Source organism: Mycolicibacterium smegmatis, from assembly GCF_001457595.1.
In the GTDB taxonomy this organism is placed as follows: domain Bacteria; phylum Actinomycetota; class Actinomycetes; order Mycobacteriales; family Mycobacteriaceae; genus Mycobacterium; species Mycobacterium smegmatis.
The window spans coordinates 185,028-204,529 of record NZ_LN831039.1; the positions used below are offsets into that span (position 1 = coordinate 185,028).

Here is a 19,502-nt window from a genome sequence, read left to right on the forward strand (position 1 = left end):
GGCGGTGGTCAGTGGGCGGGGAGTTTGGGCATCCCGGCCAGCAGCCAGGACAGCAGTTGGCCGAACAGTTCCTCGGGCACCCATGACGGATTGGTGCGACGCTGACGAATCAAGCCTTGATGCAGCGCGAGGAGAGAGACCGCGAATGTCTCTGGGCGGACCACACTTTGGTCGACGTTGTGCTCGGCGAGCAGGTCTGCGGCGATTCCGGTGAGTGACTGCAGGGTCTGGCCGACGCTCTCCGTCAGAACATCCATGGCACCCGGATTACGGATGGCGTGCAACCAGAACTCGGTGTGCAGTGCGGCCACCTCGATGTTCTTGTCGGCGACCTCGACAAGTTGTCGACTCAACTTCGCGAAAGGGCCACCAGGATCGCCCTGGGCTGACCGCAGTGCGTCGGCGACTTCGTCCAGGCGCAGGGCGGCGCGCTCAGACCGCAGTTCGGAGAACAACTGCTCCTTGCTGGAGAAGTTCGAGTACACCGCGCCCACCGAGTAGCCCGCGGCCTCGGCGATCTCCTCGACCGATGCCGCGTCATAACCCTTGCGCGCGAACGTTTCCGCCGCGGCATCCAGCAATCTGCGGCGGGTCTGCGCGCGGGCCTCGGCACGGGTGAGCCGCTTCCGCGGCACCACACTGTCATCGCGATCCATATTCAGATAATGGTCGCTATTTGAATTAGACGCACTATCCAGTGACGTAGATCACATATCAATCAAGGAAACGGCAGGTAGCTCCCCTTCGAGTGATCGTGGCCGGTGAACGCGGCGTCGGGATCGGGTGAGAGCGCGAGGAGGTCGCGGCAGTGCGTCTCGCAGCGTGCCCGGGCGATCGCGTGATCGTGCTCGTGGGCCTGGGGGTGCCCCTTGGCCAGATCTGCCGAATGCGCCGCGATCTTGTGAGCGATGACGGATTCGCGCAGGCGGGCTGGCCGGGGCAGGCAGCACAGCATGGATGTGCCGGCCTGGGCCGCGACGGCGGCGCCGATCACCGCGGTGGCGTGGTCGTGCTCGGGTGCGACGTCGGTGGTGAGTGGGCCGATGGTGTACGACGGGGCATTGCGGCACAACTGCTGATGAAGGCGCACGCTCTCGGCGATCTTGTGCATCGGCACGCGGCCCGGCCCCTCGACCACCACCTGCACGCCGTGCCGGTGCGCGACCCTGGCCAGCTGACCCAGCGTGCGCAGTTCGGCGATCTGTGCGGCGTCGTTGGCGTCGGCCACAGAGCCCGGCTGTAGGCCCGCGGCCAGCGCCAGCGTGACGTCGTACCGCGCCAGGGTCTCGCACAGCTGGTCGAAATGGGCGTACAGAAAGGATTCCGCGTTGTGCAGCAGGCACCAGTCGGCGATGACGGCCCCGCCGCGGCTGACGATGCCGGTGATCCGGCCCGCGGCGAGCGACAGATGTTCGCGGCGCAGGCCGGCATGCACCGTCATGCAGTCGACTCCGCTCTCGGCCTGTTCGATCACGCTGTCGCAGAACGTGTTCCAGGTCAACGCGGCGATGTCGCCGTGGACCCGGCCGAGTGCCTGGTACAGCGGCACCGTACCCACCGGCACGGGCATGTTGCGCACCATGCGGTCGCAGTCGCTGCCGGACAGGTCCGTCACGATGTCGGCGCCCCACCGGATCGCCCGCACCATGTCACCGATCACCGCGTCCGGCGGCGAGCCGATACCGGCGTTGACCTTGACGCGAAACGCCCTGCCGATGATCATCGGTTCGCTCTCGGGGTGACGGTGATTCGCCGGGATCACGGCGTGGCCCGCGGCGACTGCGTCGCGGACCACCTTGGGGCGCAGACTTTCCCGGGCGGCGACGAACGCCATCTCGCTGGTGACGACGCCCTCACGGGCGCGCTGCAACTGGGTGCCACGGTCGGTCACCACACCGGGACGCGACGGCAGACCCGTGGCCAGACGGGCGGGGGTGTCGGTTTCGGTGTAGGGCCCCGACGTGTCGTAGAGGTCGAGATGCCTTCCGCCCGACAGATGTACGCGACGGAAGGGCACGCGCCCGCCGGGTGCGCCGACGGGATCGCGGTAGCACTTGGAACTGCCCGGTATGGGGCCGGTTGGGACGCCGGTGTCCCGGTCCGGCCCTTGTGGGGCCGGGCCGGGACAGTGGGCCTCAGCGCTCACAGCGCCTTGAGTTCCTCGATCACTTCGCCGACGGACTTCTTGGCATCCCCGAACAACATCGAGGTGTGGTTGAGGAAGAACAACGGGTTCTCGATCCCGGCGTACCCCGAGGACATCGAACGCTTGAGCACGATCACCGACTTGGACTCGTCGACGTTCAGGATGGGCATCCCGTGGATCGGGCTCGACGGGTCGTTGCGGGCGGCGGGGTTGGTGACGTCGTTGGCGCCGATCACCAGAGTGACGTCGGTGCGCGAGAATTCGCCGTTCACGTCGTCCATCTCCTTCATCGCGTCGTACGCGACGTCGGCCTCGGCGAGCAGCACGTTCATGTGTCCGGGCATGCGGCCCGCCACCGGGTGGATCGCGTACTTCACCTCGACGCCCTTGGACTCCAGGATCGCCGCCATGTCCTTCACGGCGTGCTGGGCCTGTGCGACCGCCAGGCCGTAGCCGGGCACCACGATGACCTGGTTGGCGTAGGCCATCTGGATCGCGGCATCGGCCGCCGAGGTGGACTTGGCGGTGCCCTGCTCGCCGCCGGCCACTGCGACCGTGTCGCCACCGGCGCCGAAGGACCCGAACACGATGGCCGGAATGGACCGGTTCATCGCGACCGCCATGAGGTTGGTCAGGATGGAACCGGACGCACCGACGATCATGCCCGCCACGATCATCGCGGTGTTGTTGAGCGCCAAACCTGCTGCGGCAGCTGATAATCCGGTCAAGGCGTTCAGCAGTGAGATGACCACGGGCATGTCGGCGCCGCCGATGGGGAACACCACGAACAGGCCCATGATCCCGGCGAGCACCAGCACCACCACGATGAGCCAGAGCGGATTGCCCGTACCGGCGTGCAGGCCGATGTACGCCGCGGTGGCGATCGCGCCGAGCAGCAGAACCACGTTGGACGTCTGGAAAACCTTGGCCGAGCGGACCAGGGCCTTCTCCACGTTCTTCGGAATCGATTCCTGCAGTTTGAGATACGCGACCAGCGAGCCCCAGAACGACACCGAACCGATGATCGCGGCGAACAGCGATCCGACCACCAGCGCGACCGTCGGCGACTGATCGGGCGTGAAGTGGCCGAACCCGTCGGTCTCGATGAACTCGGCCCAGGCGATGAGCGCGACCGTGCCGCCGCCGACGCCGTTGAACAGCGCGACCAGCTGTGGCATCGCCGTCATCTTGGTCTTCTTGGCCGGCGGAACGCCGAGTACGACGCCGAGCACCAGGCCGACGACGATCAGCACCCAGTTCACGGTCGCGGTGTCGCGGACCTTGATGAGCGTTGCGACGACCGCCAGACCCATACCGGCCGCGGCGATCAGGTTGCCGCGAACGGCGGTCTTGGGCCCGGTCAGGCCGGACAGACCCAGGATGAACAGCGAGAATGCCGCGATGTAGAGCGCGGTGACCAGATAGTTCATTTGGCGGCCTCAGCTTCCCGGACTTCGGGCTTGCGGGTCTTGAACATGCCCAGCATGCGGTCGGTCACCAGGAAGCCGCCGATCACGTTGAGCGTGCCGAAGACGAGGGCGACGAACGCGATGATGCGCACGCCCCACGACGCGTCGGCGGGCAGATCACCCAGCACGATCAGGGCGCCCAGCACGACGATGCCGTGGATGGCGTTGGTGCCCGACATCAGGGGCGTGTGCAAGGTGTTGGGCACCTTGGAGATGACGGCGAATCCGACGAACCCGGCAAGCACCAGGATCGCGAGATTGGCCAACAGTTGGTCGTACATGGTTCAGATGTCCCCTTCGGTGCGGGTGATGCAGGAGGCAGCGACGATCTCGTCGGTGAAATCGGGGGCGACGCCGTCGTCGGTGAGCAGCAGATCGAGCAGGGCGGTCACGTTCTTGGCGTACAACTCGCTGGCGTGCTCGGGCATGGTCGCGGGCAGGTTCAGCGGCGAGGTGATCGTGACGCCGTGGTGGACGATGGTGCGTCCCGGCTCGGTGAGCTCACAGTTGCCGCCGGTCTCGCCGGCGAGATCGACGACGACGCTTCCCGGTTGCATACCGGTGGCCGCGGCGGCGGTCACCAGACGCGGTGCGGGACGGCCGGGCACCAGCGCGGTCGTGATCACGATGTCGAACTTGGTGATCGCGTCCTCGAGCGCCTGCTGCTGTTGCGCACGCTCAGCCTCGCTGAGTTCACGCGCGTACCCGCCCTCGCCTGCGGCGTCGATCCCCAGATCGAGCCACTGCGCGCCGACCGAGCGGACCTGTTCGGCGACCTCGGGGCGTACGTCGTATCCGGTTGTCTTGGCGCCCAAGCGTTTAGCGGTCGCCAATGCCTGCAGGCCCGCGACGCCGACACCGAGTACCAGCGCACTGGCGGGTTTGACCGTTCCCGCCGCGGTGGTCAGCATCGGGACGAACCGTGTCGACAGCGATGCTCCCAGCAGCACGGCCTTGTACCCGGCGACGTTGGCCTGAGACGACAACGCGTCCATGGTCTGCGCACGGGATATGCGGGGAATCGATTCCATCGCAAAGGCTGTGACATCTGCGATGCGCAGCCGCGACGCGAGCTCGGGCTGTGTCCGCGGGGCCAAAAAGCCGATGAGTACCGAACCGGGCTTGAGCTGGCTGATCTCGTCCGACGTGGGTGGATTCACCTTCACCACCACATCCGCCGGCCACGGATCACCGATCGTGGCCCCCGCTCGCTCGTAATCCGCGTCGCTGAACAGTGCGCCCGCTCCGGCCGCACTCTCCACGACGACCTCAAGCCCTCGGGCACTCAATTTTTCGACGACTTTTGGGACCAGCGCGACGCGGCGCTCGCCCTCCGCGGACTCCCGCGGCACTCCGATCAACGTCATGATTTCTCCTCCTGGCGCTCACCGGCGGAAATGCTTCAGGCGGTGCAGGTTTCGTGAAACTCCGGCGGTTCTTGTGAACCGGGCAAGAAACAGGCTATGCGAACGGCATATTGTATGCAAGGATTAGGTGGATCTTAGCCCTGAATCAGCCTGACCGGGGGATATGGAATCACGCGGGCTGAGTTGGCATACAGAATACAAACAAGGAGGGCGTGTGAGAATTGCAGTTGTCGGCGCCGGCGCGATCGGTGCGTACTGGGGCGCCGCCATGCACCGTGGCGGGGCGGAAGTTCATCTGATCGCCCGCAATGCCCATCTACATGCGATGCGTGAGCACGGCGTGCGCGTGCTCAGCGACCGCGGCGACTTCGTCGCACACCCGAACGCCACGGACGATCCGCACGAGATCGGTCCGGTGGACTACGTCTTCCTGGGCCTCAAGGCCCACAGCTACCCGTCCTGCGGACCGCTGATCGAACCGCTGCTCGGCGAGCACACGGCCGTGCTGGCGGCGCAGAACGGCGTCCCGTGGTGGTACTTCCACGAACTGCAGGGTCCCTACCGCGGCCGCCGCATCGAGGCGGTCGACCCAGGCGGTGCGACGAGTGCTGTGCTCGCACCCGAGCGCGCGATCGGGTGCGTCGTGTACCCGGCCACCACGATCGAGGCGCCGGGCGTGATCCGCCACCTCGAGGGCACCCGGTTCTCGATCGGCGAACCGAGCGGCGAGATCTCGCAGCGGTGTATCGCCTTGAGCGAGGCCATGATCGCCGGTGGCCTCAAGGCGCCCGTGGAGGCCGATCTGCGCAGCGACATCTGGATCAAGCTCATGGGCAACGTGGCGTTCAACCCACTGAGCGCACTGACCAGGGCGACCATGGTCGAGATCTGCCAGAACCCGTACACGCGCCAGGTCGTGGTCCAGCTCATGGAGGAGACGCTCGACATCGCGTCGCGGCTGGGAGCCAAGCCCGACATCTCCATCGAGAAGCGCTTGCGTGGTGCCGAGAACGTGGGTCACCACAAGACATCGATGCTGCAGGACCTCGAAGCGGGCAAGCAGCTCGAGCTCGACGCGATCGTCACCGCCGTCGTGGAGATGGCCGACCTCACCGGTGCGCCTGCGCCCACGCTGCGCACCGTGCACGCCGCCACCGACCTGCTGGCACGCACGGCCGTGCCCGCCGCGGTGCCACAGGAGCAGGCACTCAAGCCGGCTCTTCGATAAGGAGAAGAAAATGGCGAATCGCCGCGCAAAGATCGTCTGCACGTTGGGCCCGGCCACGGCCACGTCGTCGGTACTGACCGAACTCGTCGACGCCGGAATGGATGTCGCCCGGCTGAACTTCAGCCACAGCACCCACGCCGAGCACTCGGCGCTGTACGGCATGGTCCGGGAGATCGCCGCCCAGCGTGGCCGCGTGGTCGGCGTCCTCGCGGACCTGCAGGGGCCCAAGATCCGGCTGGGGTGTTTCGCCGACGGTCCCGTCGTATGGGCGACGGGCGAGCACGTCACGATCACCACGGAGGACTGCCCGGGTGACCACGACCGGGTCTCCACGACCTACGCGGGCCTGTCACAGGACGTGCGCGCGGGTGACCGGCTGTTGGTCGACGACGGGCGCGTGGATCTGCGCGTGGTGGCCGTCGACGGTCCCGACATCCGGTGCGAGGTCGTCGACGGCGGGCCGGTCAGCGACCACAAGGGGATATCGCTGCCCAACATCCCGGTGAGCGTTCCGCCGTTGTCGGACAAGGACATCGAGGATCTCAAGTTCGCGCTGGAGCTCGGCGCGGACATGATCGCGATGTCGTTCGTGCGCGCACCCGAGGAGGTCGAGCTCGCGCACAAGATCATGGACGAGGTGGGACGCCGGGTCCCGGTCATCGCGAAACTGGAGAAGCCTGAGGCGGTTTCGGACCTACCCGCGATCGTCGAGGCGTTCGACGGTCTCATGGTCGCGCGCGGCGATCTCGGCGTGGAGATGCCCCTGGAGCAGATCCCGCTGGTGCAGCGCCGCGCGATCGCCCTGTGCCGTCAGGCGGCCAAACCCGTGATCGTGGCGACGCAGATGCTCGATTCGATGGTGTCGGACCGCCGCCCGACACGTGCCGAGGTGTCCGACGTCGCCAACGCGGTGTTCGACAGGGCCGATGCGGTGATGCTCTCGGCCGAGACGAGTGTGGGCGCGGATCCGGCGCACGCCGTCGCCACCATGGCACGCATCGTCGTCGCCGCCGAGAGCGGTTCTGGCCGGGGCGAGACGCCCGAATCGGCGCTCGTGGAGGCCGTGAACGGCACGGACGCGGTGTTCGGTGACGCGATCGCGGTGGCGGCCTGCGAGGTGGGACGCCGGCTGGGCGCCGCGGCCCTGTGCTGCTTCACGCGCACCGGTGACACGGCGCTGCGGTTGGCCCGGCAGCGGTCACCGCTGCCGCTGCTGGCCTTCGCGCACGACGACGAGGTGCGGGGGCGCCTGACGTTCTCGTGGGGTGTCGAGTCGGCGGTGCTGGCACCGACGGAGCTGGCCGAATCCATGCCGGGCGAGGTGTCGCGTGCGTTGCTGAGCATGGGCGCGTGCCACCCCGGCGATGTCGTGGTGGTCGTCTCCGGAAGCCGAAGCGGTGTCGCGGGGTACACCGATTCGGTCCGGGTGCTCCGTGTCGAGTGAAGTCGATTGAGATCGTGAGAGCAGGTGTGGCGCAGGGTTGTTCAGGACAGCCCTGCGCGCACCTCGTTCAGTTCGTTCTGCAGTTCGGCGATTCGGGCGTGCAGTGCGCGCTCGGCGGCACGCCGCTCGCTCACCTCGCGCATGATGGCCGAGATGCCGACGATCTCGCCGGTGTCGTCGCGCAGCAAAGCCACGCTGAACTCGATGGACAGCCGGTGGCCGTCCTTGTGCGTTGCCGGGACGGCCAGCATGCTGTCGCCGTACTTGGTGACACCCGTGGCCATGGTCTGGTGGTAACCCTTCCAGTGCCGGTCGCGCTGCTTCTCCGGGATGATCAGGTCCAGGCTCTGTCCGAGCGCGTCGGCCGCGGTGAACCCGAACATGCGGGCCGCGCCGTCGTTCCAGAGCACGATGTCGCCGGCCTTGTCGGTCACCACGATGGCCTCGGAAGATGCGTCCACCACCGCCTGGGCGAGCCAGGAGGCGCTGATGGCGGTTGGTGTCTCGGTCACGGGATTTACCTCTTATCACGGCGCGGCATTGCGTACTGTGTCAGGATACCGAATACTGCATACAAAAGGGAACGGTCGGACAGGATCGGAGACCGAAAGGACGCTCATGCTGTTGCGCCAGTTGGAGTACTTCGTCGCCGTGGCCCGGGAACGTCACTTCGCCAGGGCTGCCGAGGTCTGCTACGTGTCGCAACCGGCGCTGTCCACAGCAATTGCCAAGCTCGAGCGCGAGCTCGACGTCACGCTGATCCACCGCGGCCAGAACTTCGAGGGCCTCACGCTCGAAGGCGAACGTCTCGTGGTGTGGGCCAAGAGGTTGCTGGCCGAGCACGACGGCCTCAAGGCCGAGGCGGCCGCGTTGCGCACCGGCATCTCCGGAACGCTACGGCTGGGCACCGGGCCCACGGTGTCGACGACGACGGCCATCCCCGTTGCGGCGTTCTGCAACCTGCACCCGAAGGCCAACGTCTCCATATCCTCCCGGCTGTCCTCGGCCGAATTGCTGCGACAGCTCCGCGATTTCGAACTCGACGCGGCCATCGCCCATTTCGGGCCGGGGGACCGAGCCGGGCTCGAGGTGGTGCCGTTGTACAAGGAGCGGTACGTGCTGCTGGTCTCCGGAGATCAGCTGGCACCCGGTACGCGCGCCATCACGTGGTCCGACGCCGCGCAGTTGCCGCTGGCGCTGCTCGAGCCGCACATGCGGTTCCGGCAGTTCATCGACAAGGCCTTCGCCGAGAACGGCGTGACGCCGTCGCCGCAGGTCGAAACGGACTCGGTGGCATCGCTGTATGCCCTGGTGGCCACCGGCGCCTGGGCGAGCGTCGTGCCCCACACGTGGCTGCGGGCCGTCCCCCAGCTGGGAGCGGCCAGAGCCGTGCGGCTCATCGAACCAGAGACCACAGCACAGATCTCGCTCGCGATCCACGCCGGCCGCGGCTCCGCGGCCGCGCGCGCCTTCGTCAATGTCGCCGCAGGCGCCCGCCTGGACGATCAATTCGATCTGCAGTCAGAACACTGGCTGCTCAAGTGAATGTCGACTGACTCCCCGTTGCTCAACGCCACATTTCTCGGACCAGGTGATAACCGTCGTTTATCGACCGGTTGAAGACAGGTCTTGGACTGGCTGAGCTGCAAGGTGAAAAGTCAGTCCTGGTAAGGGAATAACCCATCAGCTAGGAAGGCTCACATCATGACCGTCGCTCCCACGCGAGACACCGAGGCGGCGAGTACCGACGAGCCCGGCGCACTCACCGATGGCATCCATCTGGTCGTCGATGCGCTGAAGCTCAACGACGTACAGACCATCTACGGGGTCGTCGGGATCCCGATCACCGATCTCGCTCGCCTCGCCCAGGCATCAGGCTTGCGCTACATCGGATTCCGGCACGAGAGCGACGCGGGACACGCTGCGGCCGCCGCCGGCTTCCTCACCCAGAAGCCCGGCATCTGCCTGACGGTTTCGGCACCTGGCTTCCTCAACGGCCTTGTCGCTCTTGCCAATGCCACCACCAACTGCTTCCCGATGGTCCAGATCTCGGGATCCAGTGAACGCCACCTGGTCGACCTGCAGCGCGGTGACTACGAGGAGATGGACCAACTGGCGGCGGCCAGGCTGTTCGCCAAGGCGGCCTACCGAGTATCCCGCGCCGAGGACATCGGACGCGGCATCGCACGTGCGATCCGCACGGCCGCATCGGGTCGGCCCGGCGGTGTCTACCTGGACATCCCGGCCGCGGTCCTCGGTGAGGTGATCGACGCGGAGAAGGCCAAGAAGACGCTGTGGCGCGTGGTCGATCCCGCACCCAAGCAGATGCCCGAGATCGACGCGGTCGACAAGGCCATCGAGCTGCTCGCAGGCGCCGAGCGCCCGCTGATCGTGCTGGGCAAGGGCGCCGCCTACGCGCAGGCCGACGACACCATCCGCGAGTTCGTCGAGAGCACCGGCATCCCCTATGTGCCGATGTCGATGGCCAAAGGCCTGCTGCCCGACGATCATCCGCAGTCCGCCGCGACGGCACGGTCGCTCGCGCTCAAGCGTGCAGACGTGGTCATGCTCGTCGGTGCCCGGCTGAACTGGCTTCTGGGACACGGCGATGCGCCGCAGTGGAACCCCGACGCCAAGTTCATCCAGGTCGACATCTCGGCCACGGAGATGGACAGCAACCAGCCCATCGCCGCACCCCTGGTCGGTGACATCAGCTCGGTGGTGGAGACGCTGCTGGAGCGCAGCAAGCCCGGCCAGATCAGCGTCGCCCCCGAGTGGCGTCAGGAGCTCGCGGCCAAGTCCGAGCAGAATGTCGCCAAGATGAGCGGCCGGCTGGAGGCCGCCCTCACGGCGCACCCGATGAAGTTCCTCGGCGCCCTGCAGGCCATCCGCGACGTGCTCGCCGACAACCCGCAGGTGTACGTGGTGAACGAGGGCGCCAACGCACTCGACCTGGCCCGCAACACCATCGGCATGCAGGTTCCGCGGCACCGGCTGGACAGCGGCACGTGGGGCGTGATGGGCATCGGCATGGGCTACGCGATCGCCGCGGCCGTCGAGACCGGCGATCCGGTGGTCGCCATCGAAGGTGACAGCGCATTCGGGTTCAGCGGTATGGAACTCGAGGCGATCTGCCGCTACAACCTTCCGATCGTCACGGTGATCCTCAACAACAGCGGTGTGTACCGCGGTGACGAGGCATCGGGTTCGACCGCGGATCCCGCGCCGACGGCACTGCGCGCGCAGCACGAGTACATGATCAAGGCCTTCGGCGGCAAGGGATATCAGGCCACCACCCCCGACGAGGTGGCGGCGGCGCTGCGCGAGGCACTGGCCTCGGGACGTCCCGCGCTCATCGACTGCGTCATCGATCCGTCCGACGGCACCGAGAGCGGCAACATCGCGCATCTCAATCCCAAGGGCATCAGCACCAAGTGAGTACCGGGGGCCGATCCCTCGAATCAACACGAACACACCGAAACACCAACAATGAAAGGAACTGTCTCATGACAGAGCTACCCCTCTCAGGGATCAAGGTGATCGACTTCACCGGTGTCCAGGCAGGACCGGCCTGCACCCAGATGCTGGCCTGGTACGGGGCCGACGTCCTCAAGGTCGAGCGTCCCGGTGGCGGCGACGTGACCCGTAAGCAGCTGCGGGACATCCCCGATGTCGACGCGCTGTACTTCACGATGCTCAACAGCAACAAGCGGTCGCTGGCCATCGACACCAAGTCGCCCGAGGGCCTCGAGGTCATGGAGAAGCTGATCCGCGACGCCGACGTGCTGGTGGAGAACTTCGCACCCGGTGCGCTGGACCGCATGGGGCTGTCGTGGGAGACCCTGCAGAAGTGGAACCCTCGGCTGATCTTCGGTTCGGTCAAGGGCTTCAACGACGACTCGACCTGGAACGACCTGAAGGTGTACGAGAACGTCGCACAGTGCGCCGGTGGCGCCGCGTCCACCACGGGCTTCTGGGATGGCCCGCCGACCGTCAGCGGTGCGGCGCTCGGTGACAGCAACACCGGTATGCACCTGCTGATCGGCATCCTGACCGCGCTGATCCAGCGCGACAAGACCGGCAAGGGCCAGAAGGTGTCGGCCTCGATGCAGGACGCCGTACTCAACCTGTGCCGTGTGAAGCTGCGTGACCAGCAGCGCCTGGAGGCCGTGGGCTACCTCGAGGAGTACCCGCAGTACCCGCACGGCGAGTTCGGCGACACGGTTCCGCGTGGCGGCAACGCCGGCGGCGGCGGCCAGCCGGGCTGGGTGCTCAAGTGCAAGGGCTGGGAGACCGACCCCAACGCCTACATCTACTTCACCATCCAGGAGCAGAACTGGGTCCGTACGGCCGAGGCCATCGGCCACCCGGAGTGGGCCGAGGATCCGGCGTACAACACCGCGAAGGCCCGTCAGGACAAGATCTTCGAGATCTTCGGCGAGATCGAGAAGTGGCTGGCCGACAAGACCAAGTACGAGGCCGTCGACATCCTGCGCAAGTGGGAGGTGCCGTGCGCCCCGGTGATGAGCATGAAGGAACTCGCGGTCGATCCGTCGCTGCGCAAGTCCGGAAGCATCGTCGAGGTGGACCAGAAGGGACGCGGTTCGTTCCTCACCGTCGGCAGCCCGGTCAAGTTCTCGGCCTTCCAGCCCGAGATCAAGGGTGCGCCGCTGCTCGGTGAGCACACCGACGAGGTGCTGGCCGGCCTGGGTTACGACGCCGACCAGATCGAAGAGTTCCACCGCAAGAAGATCGTCGTCGGTTCGTAGCACTCGCACACCGCCCCATGTCGCCTACCCGGCATGGGGCGGTGTTCGTCACCGAAAACGATTCCGCCCGACCGGTTTCGCCCCGTCTGCTGGAGGAAGCCCATGAAACGCACGACCACCGGGGAGACCAGCGTGGCGACCCTGGTCCGTGAGATCGCCGCCGACCATCGCGACCACCGCGGGCCGCTGCTGCCGATCCTGCACGCGGTCCAGGAGAGGCTGGGATGTGTGCCCGCCGAGGCCGTCCCCGTGCTCGCCGAAGAACTCAACCTGTCCCGTGCCGATGTGCACGGGGTCATCACCTTCTACCACGACTTCCGCTCGGAACCTGCCGGGCGCACGACGGTCCGCGTGTGCCGCGCCGAGGCCTGCCAGGCCCTGGGCGCCTCGCGGCTGGTCGCACATCTGCAGGACCGGCACGGGGTGCAACTGGGGGACACCACCGATGACGGAACGCTCACGGCCGAGCAGGTCTTCTGCCTCGGCAACTGCGCACTGGGCCCGTCGGCCCAGGTGGACGGCAGGCTCTACGGACGGCTCGACGAGGCGCGCCTGTCGGCCCTCATCGATTCGGCGGTGACGCGATGAGCGAACCGGTCACCGTCTACGTGCCGTGCGACTCAGCGGCCAAATCCGTCGGCGCCGATGAGGTCGCCCACGCACTGACCGCGGCAGCGGAGCGCCTCGGACGATCGATCCGATTGGTGCGTAACGGCTCCCGCGGCATGTTATGGCTCGAACCGCTCGTCGAGGTCGCGACGCCGAACGGCCGCGTGGGTTACGGGCCCGTCACCCCCGGTCAGGTCGACGAACTGGTCGGCGCCGGCCTGTTCGACGCGGCCGAGCATCCCCTGCGCGTCGGCGTCGTCGAGGACCTGCCCTGGATGGCGACGCAGGAGCGCGTGACGTTCGCGCGCATCGGCGTCACAGACCCCGTGTCGCCCGACGACTATCTCGAGCACGGCGGGCTCGCGGGTCTGCGGCGGGCGCTGCAGATGTCGCCGGCAGAGGTCGTCGCCGAGGTCACCGATTCCGGTCTGCGCGGCCGCGGCGGTGCGGGTTTCCCCGCAGGCATCAAGTGGAAGACCGTGCTGGACTGCGCCGATGCGCTGAAGTTCGTGTGCTGCAACGCCGATGAGGGCGACAGCGGTACGTTCGCCGACCGGATGGTGATGGAAGGCGATCCGTTCATGCTCATCGAGGGCATGACGATCGCGGCCCACGCGGTCGGCGCCACCGAGGGCTACATCTACATCCGTTCCGAATATCCCGACGCCATCGCGACCATGCGCGCCGCGATCGACATCGCGCGTGGCCGCGGATGGCTCGGCGACGACGTGCTGGGGTCGGGGCTTCGCTTCGATATGCACGTACGTGTCGGCGGCGGCGCCTACATCTGCGGTGAGGAAACCTCGATGCTGGAAAGCCTTGAGGGCAAACGCGGTATGGTCCGCGCCAAGCCGCCGATCCCCGCGATCAACGGGCTGTTCGGCAAGCCGACCGTGGTGAACAACGTCCTGACGCTGTCGAGCGTGCCCCTGGTCCTCGCCGAGGGCGCGCAGGCGTACGCCGACTTCGGTGTCGGGCGATCCCGTGGCACACAGATCTTCCAACTGGGCGGCAACATCCGCCGCGGCGGCATCGTCGAGCGTGCGTTCGGCATCACGCTCGGTGAGCTCGTGGAACACTATGGCGGCGGGACACTTTCGGGACGCCCGGTGCGCGCGGTGCAGGTCGGCGGCCCGCTCGGTGCGTATCTGCCCAGCGACAGGTTCGACCTGCCCATGGATTACGAGGCGTTCGCCGAGGCCGGGGCCATGGTGGGCCACGGCGGCATCGTCGTCTTCGACGACAGCGTCGACATGGCCGCGCAGGCCCGGTTCGCCATGGAATTCTGCGCCGCGGAATCGTGCGGCAAGTGCACGCCGTGCCGCGTGGGCTCGGTGCGCGGCATGGAGGTCATCGACCGGATCACCGCCGGCGACCACCGCGAGGAGAACCTCGCACTGCTCGACGACCTCTGCGATGTGATGACCGAAGGGTCGCTGTGCGCGATGGGCGGGCTCACGCCCATGCCCGTGCGCAGCGCGCTCACCCATTTCCCCGACGATTTCGGCCCGCGCCAACCGAGCGCGGATACCACGGCCGCGCCACTGGGCGCGAGGACGGAGGGCCCGCGATGACACTGCTCTCAGAACCCGATTTCGGTACACCCGCTAAGCCGGGACCGGCGACGGTCACCGTCGAGGTCGACGGCATCCCGGTGTCCGTCCCGGAAGGCACATCGGTGATGCGCGCGGCCGCCGAGGCGGGCATCGACGTACCCAAGTTGTGCGCGACCGACCGGCTCGACGCGTTCGGCTCGTGCCGGCTGTGCCTGGTCGAGATCGACGGCCGCCGTGGCACACCCGCGTCGTGCACCACGCCCGTGGCCGAGGGCATGGTGGTGCACACCCAGACCCCCAAGGTCGCCAAGCTCCGCGAGAGCGTCATGGAGCTCTACATCTCCGACCACCCGCTGGACTGCCTGACCTGCCCGGCCAACGGCGACTGCGAACTGCAGGACATGGCAGGCGTGGTCGGGTTGCGGCAGGTGCGCTACGGCTACGAGGGCGCCAACCACTTCGACGCCGAACCCGACCACAGCAACCCGTATTTCGACTTCGACCCGTCCAAGTGCATCGCGTGCTCGCGGTGCGTGCGGGCGTGCGGCGAGATCCAGGGGACCTTCGCGCTCACCATCGAGGGCCGGGGCTTCGAGTCGAAGGTCTCTCCCGGTGCCGGCGAGCTGTTCATGGACTCCGAATGCGTGTCGTGCGGCGCCTGTGTGCAGGCGTGCCCGACGGCGACGCTGCAGGAACGCTCCGTGGTGGAGCTCGGCATCCCCACCCGGTCGGTCACCACCACATGTGCGTACTGCGGCGTCGGTTGCTCGTTCAAGGCCGAACTGCGCGGTGACGAGCTGGTACGCATGGTGCCGCAGAAGGCCGGCGGCGCCAACGAGGGTCACTCATGTGTCAAGGGCCGCTTCGCGTTCGGGTATGCGACACACCCGGACCGTGTGCTGCGCCCGATGGTCCGCGACAAGATCACCGACCCGTGGCGCGAGGTCGAGTGGGACGAGGCGATCAACACCGTCGCGCGCGGCATGCAGGAGATCTCGCAACGCCACGGCGCCGGCGCGATCGGCGCGATCACATCATCGCGGTGCACCAACGAAGAGGTGTACGTCGTCCAGAAGATGGTCCGCGCCGCATTCGGCAACAACAACGTCGACACGTGTGCCCGCGTGTGCCACTCACCCACGGGCTACGGCCTCAAGCAGACCTTCGGTGAATCCGCGGGCACGCAGGACTTCCGGTCGGTCGCCGAGGCCGACGTGATCGTGGTGATCGGCGCCAACCCGACCGACGGGCACCCGGTGTTCGCGTCGCGCATGAAGCAGCGGATCCGGGAGGGGGCGCGGCTGGTGGTCGTCGACCCCCGCCGCATCGACCTGGTGCGCTCGCCACACATCGAGGCCGACCATCACCTGCAGTTGCGGCCGGGCACCAACGTCGCGGTGGTCAATGCCATGGCACACGTGGTGGTGACCGAGGGTCTCACCGACGCGTCGTTCGTGGCCGAGCGGTGTGAGGGCTTCGAGGAGTGGGCCGAGTTCATCGCACGCGAGGAGAACAGCCCTGAGGCGGTCGAGGCGATCACGGGTGTGCCCGCAGAGGAACTGCGCGCCGCGGCCCGGCTGTACGCGCTGGCCCCGAACGCCGCGATCTACTACGGCCTCGGGGTGACCGAGCACAGCCAGGGCTCCACCATGGTGATGGGCATGGCGAACCTGGCGATGGCGTGCGGCAACATCGGCCGCGACGGCGTCGGGGTGAACCCGCTGCGCGGCCAGAACAACGTCCAGGGTTCGTGCGACATGGGTTCGTTCCCGCACGAGCTGCCCGGCTACCGGCACGTGTCCGACGACGCGGTCCGCCAGGTGTTCGAGAACCTGTGGGGCACCGAGCTGTTGGCCGAGCCGGGGCTGCGCATCCCCAACATGTTCGACGCCGCGATCGAGGGCAGCTTCCGTGGTCTGTTCGTGCACGGCGAGGACATCGCCCAGTCCGACCCGAACGTCAAGCACGTCCTCGCGGCGCTGGAGTCGATGGAACTCGTGGTGGTGCAGGACCTGTTCCTCAACGAGACGTCGAAGTACGCGCATGTGTTCCTGCCCGGTGCGTCGTTCCTGGAGAAGGACGGCACCTTCACCAACGCCGAGCGCCGCATCAACCGCGTGCGTGCGGTGATGAAGCCCAAGAGCGGTATGCACGAGTGGGACATCGTCTGCCGGATCGCGACGGCGATGGGTTATCCCATGCACTACGACCACCCCAGCCAGATCATGGACGAGATCGCCGCGCTCACACCCACGTTCACGGGTGTGTCGTTCGACAAGCTGGACCAGCTGGGCAGCATCCAGTGGCCGTGTGACGAAGAGGCTCCCGAGGGCACGCCCATCATGCACGTCGACGCGTTCACCAGGGGACTCGGCAGGTTCGTGCCCACGCCGTTCGTGCCGACCGACGAGCGCAGCACCAGGCGGTTCCCGCTGATCCTCACCACGGGCCGAATCCTCAGTCAGTACAACGTCGGAGCGCAGACCCGCCGTACGGCGAACATCGCCTGGCATGCCGAGGACGTGCTGGAGATCCATCCGCACGACGCCGAGGTGCGCGGGATCGCCGACGGTGATCTGGTCACCCTGGCCAGCCGTGTCGGGGAGACCACGCTGCACGCGCAGATCTCCGACCGGATGCCGACCGGCGTCGTCTACACCACGTTCCACTATCCCGTAACGGGGGCGAACGTCGTGACCACGGACAGCTCCGACTGGGCCACGAACTGCCCCGAGTACAAGGTGACCGCCGTGCAGGTCGCCCTCGCGCCTCCTTCGGCCCGCCAGGCCGAAGCCAGGGTCGATGAACTCCCCGAGACAGAACTGGTGAGGTGACATGCAGATTCACGAAGCCCCCACGACGGCGACCGAGATCAAGCTGATCAACCAGATCGCCGCACACTTCGGTTACCTGCCCGAGGACAAGGCGGCCGCGGCCGTGGCCGACCACGTCCGGCGGTTCTGGGAGCCACGGATGCAGCGCAGGCTGTTCAGCCTGATCTACGCCGACGCCAGCGAGCTCACACCGGTGGCCATGGCTGCCGCATCGCAGTTACGCTGACCCGCAACGACTTTGGCCTGGGCCCCGGAGAGGGGCCCAGGCCAAATCTTTTGTCCGGTGTGTCAGGCGTGGCGGCGTACGCCCGCGATGCCCTCGTGGTCGACGTCGCGCCAGAAGTCGATGCCGTAGTCGGAGTCCGGGATCTGGATCTTCTCGACCGCGGCGGCAGACGAGCGGACACCCGCTGGTGCCAGCTCGGCGAGGTCGATCTTGAGCCTTTCGATGCCGTTGCGGATGCGCTCGACGTCGTTGACCACGCGGTGTACGGCCGGGACGCGGCCATGGGTCACCTCAAGCGCACTCACGTGGTGCATGAGGTTGTCGATCAGCCGGTGCAGGCTGTCTACTGCGGGGTTTCCGGCGAAGCTGGTCATGGCTCTCCTTGAAAGGGGTTGTCAGGGTTTACAGGTGGACGAAGATCAGCGCGGCAGTGCGACGATCGGAAAACCGGGGAGGTGCAGCAGCCGCGTCATCGCGGCGGCACCGAGACTGAGCAGTCCCGCCACCACGAACGGGTTCATGAGGTGTGAGCTGATCAGCAGCGCGGGCACGCCGACGCCGATCAGGCCGCCGAACAGCTTGGCGCTGTAGACCAGGCTGAAATTGCGCACGGCGTTGGGCTCACCGAAGTAGTCCGCGACCAGGCTCGCGATCAGCGGGTAGAACGCGCCTCCGGACAATCCGCTGAGCCCGGCGAAGACGACGAAGGCGACGGGTACTGCAGAAGACGCCGAGTAGACGAGGCCGAGTTGGGCGCAGCCCTGGATCAACAGCGCGGCGCTGAGCACCTGCCTGCGCCCCAGGCGGTCCGAGGCCCACCCGGCGATGCTGCGGCCCGTGCCGTTGACCACCGCGAGCAGACCGACGGCCAGTGCCGCGACCGCGAGCGAAAAGCCCTGTGAGATCGCCATTATCGGCACGTAGACGATGGCCAGCAGCGCGGCCGCCGCCGCGATGACCATGATCAGGTACATCACCACGAACGCGGGTGTGCGCGCGGCTTCTGCCGGTGAGAACTGCCGGATCGCGGTTACGTTGTGGCGCAGGCTGCGGTTGAGCGTCTTGTCGAAGGCCCACTGCCGCGGGTCGACGTGGGCGGGCCACCAGCCCGCGGGCGGGTCCTTCAGCAGCGAGCCGACTTGGGCGACGACGACGAGGACGATGACCGCGACCGCCGTGAAAAGCGCTGTGCGCGTGGTCGATGTCAGGGTGAGCGCGAAAGCTGCGATGAACGGCACTGCACCGCAGCCGACCGCACCGGTGACCAGCCCGATCCTGGCCGCACGGTTCTCCGGGTACCACTTGGCGACGGTGGCCGTGCAGGTGGCGTAGACGATGCCCGCGCCGGTTCCGGACAGCACCGAGTAGCCCAGGATCGCCAGCGCGATGTTGTCGGTGTGGGCGACGGTCAGGGGGCCTGCCGCGCACAGGGCCGCGCCGATCGGGACCGCGCGGGAGGGGGACAGCGCGAACCGGTGGCTGAGCACCGCGGTCGGGGCGGCGGCCCCGGCCTGGAACACGACCCACAGCGCGAGCACCCACAGCGCTGCGGTGAGGCTGCGGCCCTCGGTGACGTGCAGTGCGGTGAGCGCGACCCCGTAGCCGTACTGCAGTACACCGATGCCTGCCATGGCGATCCAGGAGAACGCCAGCATCCACGCTCTCGAGCAGCCGATGAGGTCCTGCGGATCTTCACCTACTCGGTACGTGCGACCTCGCAGGTCGCGTACCACGACCGGTGCCGCGGTGTCGTTGGCTGCCATAATCCTGCTCCTAATTGCATACCGTATGCACAAGACTAAGTGACCTGGGTCACGTTGTCCACAGGGGCAGCCAGATTCATGTGGTGTCCAG

The 19,502-nt window shown here is 67.2% G+C and carries 17 protein-coding genes; 9 read left to right on the forward strand and 8 right to left on the reverse strand.

What is annotated here, in order from left to right:
- Positions 1-8: 8 nt before the first annotated feature.
- The 5 genes from AT701_RS00795 to AT701_RS00815 form a co-directional block, all read right to left on the reverse strand.
- Complete coding sequence (locus AT701_RS00795; protein WP_223495226.1) at positions 9-656, reverse strand: TetR/AcrR family transcriptional regulator; 648 nt, start codon at positions 654-656, stop codon at positions 9-11.
- Positions 657-718: 62 nt separating this feature from the next.
- The gene (locus AT701_RS00800) at positions 719-2,146 is read right to left on the reverse strand and encodes a phosphomethylpyrimidine synthase ThiC (RefSeq protein ID WP_058124938.1); all 1,428 of its coding nucleotides are present in this window, start codon (positions 2,144-2,146) and stop codon (positions 719-721) included.
- Entirely contained in the window at positions 2,143-3,576 is a 1,434-nt protein-coding gene (locus AT701_RS00805; protein WP_058124939.1) for an NAD(P)(+) transhydrogenase (Re/Si-specific) subunit beta, read from the reverse strand. Before AT701_RS00805 ends, AT701_RS00800 begins: the two co-directional genes overlap by 4 nt.
- Positions 3,573-3,896, reverse strand: coding sequence for an NAD(P) transhydrogenase subunit alpha part 2 (locus tag AT701_RS00810; protein ID WP_003891483.1), 324 nt, complete (start codon positions 3,894-3,896; stop codon positions 3,573-3,575). Before AT701_RS00810 ends, AT701_RS00805 begins: the two co-directional genes overlap by 4 nt.
- 3 nt (positions 3,897-3,899) lie before the next feature.
- Positions 3,900-4,982 (reverse strand): Re/Si-specific NAD(P)(+) transhydrogenase subunit alpha, encoded by a 1,083-nt coding sequence (locus tag AT701_RS00815; protein ID WP_011726703.1) that lies wholly within the window; start codon positions 4,980-4,982, stop codon positions 3,900-3,902.
- A gap of 214 nt (positions 4,983-5,196) precedes the next feature.
- Between AT701_RS00815 and AT701_RS00820 the strand changes: the two genes are divergently transcribed.
- Positions 5,197-6,210, forward strand: a complete 1,014-nt coding sequence (locus AT701_RS00820; RefSeq protein WP_003891485.1) for a 2-dehydropantoate 2-reductase — start codon at positions 5,197-5,199, stop codon at positions 6,208-6,210.
- Positions 6,211-6,220: 10 nt separating this feature from the next.
- Positions 6,221-7,654, forward strand: a complete 1,434-nt coding sequence (gene pyk, locus AT701_RS00825) for a pyruvate kinase (protein WP_011726704.1) — start codon at positions 6,221-6,223, stop codon at positions 7,652-7,654.
- Between the two features lie 41 nt (positions 7,655-7,695).
- Here pyk and AT701_RS00830 read toward each other — a convergent pair whose 3' ends face one another.
- Entirely contained in the window at positions 7,696-8,166 is a 471-nt protein-coding gene (locus tag AT701_RS00830) for a PAS domain-containing protein (RefSeq protein WP_011726705.1), read from the reverse strand.
- A 106-nt stretch (positions 8,167-8,272) separates the two neighbouring features.
- Between AT701_RS00830 and AT701_RS00835 the strand changes: the two genes are divergently transcribed.
- The 7 genes from AT701_RS00835 to AT701_RS00865 all read left to right on the forward strand — a co-directional run bounded on the left by AT701_RS00835 (position 8,273) and on the right by AT701_RS00865 (position 17,648).
- Entirely contained in the window at positions 8,273-9,199 is a 927-nt protein-coding gene (locus tag AT701_RS00835; protein ID WP_058124940.1) for a LysR family transcriptional regulator, read from the forward strand.
- A 159-nt stretch (positions 9,200-9,358) separates the two neighbouring features.
- Positions 9,359-11,092: an oxalyl-CoA decarboxylase gene (gene oxc, locus AT701_RS00840; protein ID WP_003891489.1), complete on the forward strand. Its 1,734-nt coding sequence runs from the start codon at positions 9,359-9,361 to the stop codon at positions 11,090-11,092.
- Positions 11,093-11,160: 68 nt separating this feature from the next.
- Entirely contained in the window at positions 11,161-12,423 is a 1,263-nt protein-coding gene (gene frc / locus AT701_RS00845) for a formyl-CoA transferase (RefSeq protein ID WP_058124941.1), read from the forward strand.
- A 102-nt stretch (positions 12,424-12,525) separates the two neighbouring features.
- Positions 12,526-13,011 (forward strand): formate dehydrogenase subunit gamma, encoded by a 486-nt coding sequence (locus tag AT701_RS00850; protein ID WP_003891491.1) that lies wholly within the window; start codon positions 12,526-12,528, stop codon positions 13,009-13,011.
- Complete coding sequence (locus tag AT701_RS00855) at positions 13,008-14,606, forward strand: formate dehydrogenase beta subunit (protein WP_058124942.1); 1,599 nt, start codon at positions 13,008-13,010, stop codon at positions 14,604-14,606. Before AT701_RS00850 ends, AT701_RS00855 begins: the two co-directional genes overlap by 4 nt.
- Positions 14,603-17,422 carry a formate dehydrogenase subunit alpha gene (gene fdhF / locus AT701_RS00860; protein WP_058124943.1) on the forward strand — a complete coding sequence of 940 codons (2,820 nt, stop codon included), beginning with the start codon at positions 14,603-14,605 and terminating at the stop codon, positions 17,420-17,422. Before AT701_RS00855 ends, fdhF begins: the two co-directional genes overlap by 4 nt.
- Before the next feature lies 1 nt (position 17,423).
- Positions 17,424-17,648, forward strand: coding sequence for a formate dehydrogenase subunit delta (locus AT701_RS00865; RefSeq protein WP_003891494.1), 225 nt, complete (start codon positions 17,424-17,426; stop codon positions 17,646-17,648).
- 62 nt (positions 17,649-17,710) lie between these two features.
- Here the strand turns inward: AT701_RS00865 and AT701_RS00870 are convergent, their stop codons facing one another.
- Positions 17,711-18,022, reverse strand: coding sequence for an Rv0250c family protein (locus tag AT701_RS00870; RefSeq protein WP_058124944.1), 312 nt, complete (start codon positions 18,020-18,022; stop codon positions 17,711-17,713).
- A gap of 45 nt (positions 18,023-18,067) precedes the next feature.
- The gene (locus tag AT701_RS00875; protein ID WP_011726710.1) at positions 18,068-19,411 is read right to left on the reverse strand and encodes an OFA family MFS transporter; all 1,344 of its coding nucleotides are present in this window, start codon (positions 19,409-19,411) and stop codon (positions 18,068-18,070) included.
- Positions 19,412-19,502 lie beyond the last annotated feature (91 nt).

Coding starts and splice junctions, on each gene's coding strand:
- AT701_RS00795 (WP_223495226.1), bottom strand. CDS start 656: ATGGATCGCGATGACAGTGTGGTGCCGCGGAAGCGGCTCACCCGTGCC.
- AT701_RS00805 (WP_058124939.1), bottom strand. CDS start 3,576: ATGAACTATCTGGTCACCGCGCTCTACATCGCGGCATTCTCGCTGTTC.
- AT701_RS00810 (WP_003891483.1), bottom strand. CDS start 3,896: ATGTACGACCAACTGTTGGCCAATCTCGCGATCCTGGTGCTTGCCGGG.
- AT701_RS00815 (WP_011726703.1), bottom strand. CDS start 4,982: ATGACGTTGATCGGAGTGCCGCGGGAGTCCGCGGAGGGCGAGCGCCGC.
- pyk (WP_011726704.1), top strand. CDS start 6,221: ATGGCGAATCGCCGCGCAAAGATCGTCTGCACGTTGGGCCCGGCCACG.
- AT701_RS00835 (WP_058124940.1), top strand. CDS start 8,273: ATGCTGTTGCGCCAGTTGGAGTACTTCGTCGCCGTGGCCCGGGAACGT.
- oxc (WP_003891489.1), top strand. CDS start 9,359: ATGACCGTCGCTCCCACGCGAGACACCGAGGCGGCGAGTACCGACGAG.
- frc (WP_058124941.1), top strand. CDS start 11,161: ATGACAGAGCTACCCCTCTCAGGGATCAAGGTGATCGACTTCACCGGT.
- AT701_RS00850 (WP_003891491.1), top strand. CDS start 12,526: ATGAAACGCACGACCACCGGGGAGACCAGCGTGGCGACCCTGGTCCGT.
- AT701_RS00855 (WP_058124942.1), top strand. CDS start 13,008: ATGAGCGAACCGGTCACCGTCTACGTGCCGTGCGACTCAGCGGCCAAA.
- fdhF (WP_058124943.1), top strand. CDS start 14,603: ATGACACTGCTCTCAGAACCCGATTTCGGTACACCCGCTAAGCCGGGA.
- AT701_RS00865 (WP_003891494.1), top strand. CDS start 17,424: ATGCAGATTCACGAAGCCCCCACGACGGCGACCGAGATCAAGCTGATC.
- AT701_RS00870 (WP_058124944.1), bottom strand. CDS start 18,022: ATGACCAGCTTCGCCGGAAACCCCGCAGTAGACAGCCTGCACCGGCTG.
- AT701_RS00875 (WP_011726710.1), bottom strand. CDS start 19,411: ATGGCAGCCAACGACACCGCGGCACCGGTCGTGGTACGCGACCTGCGA.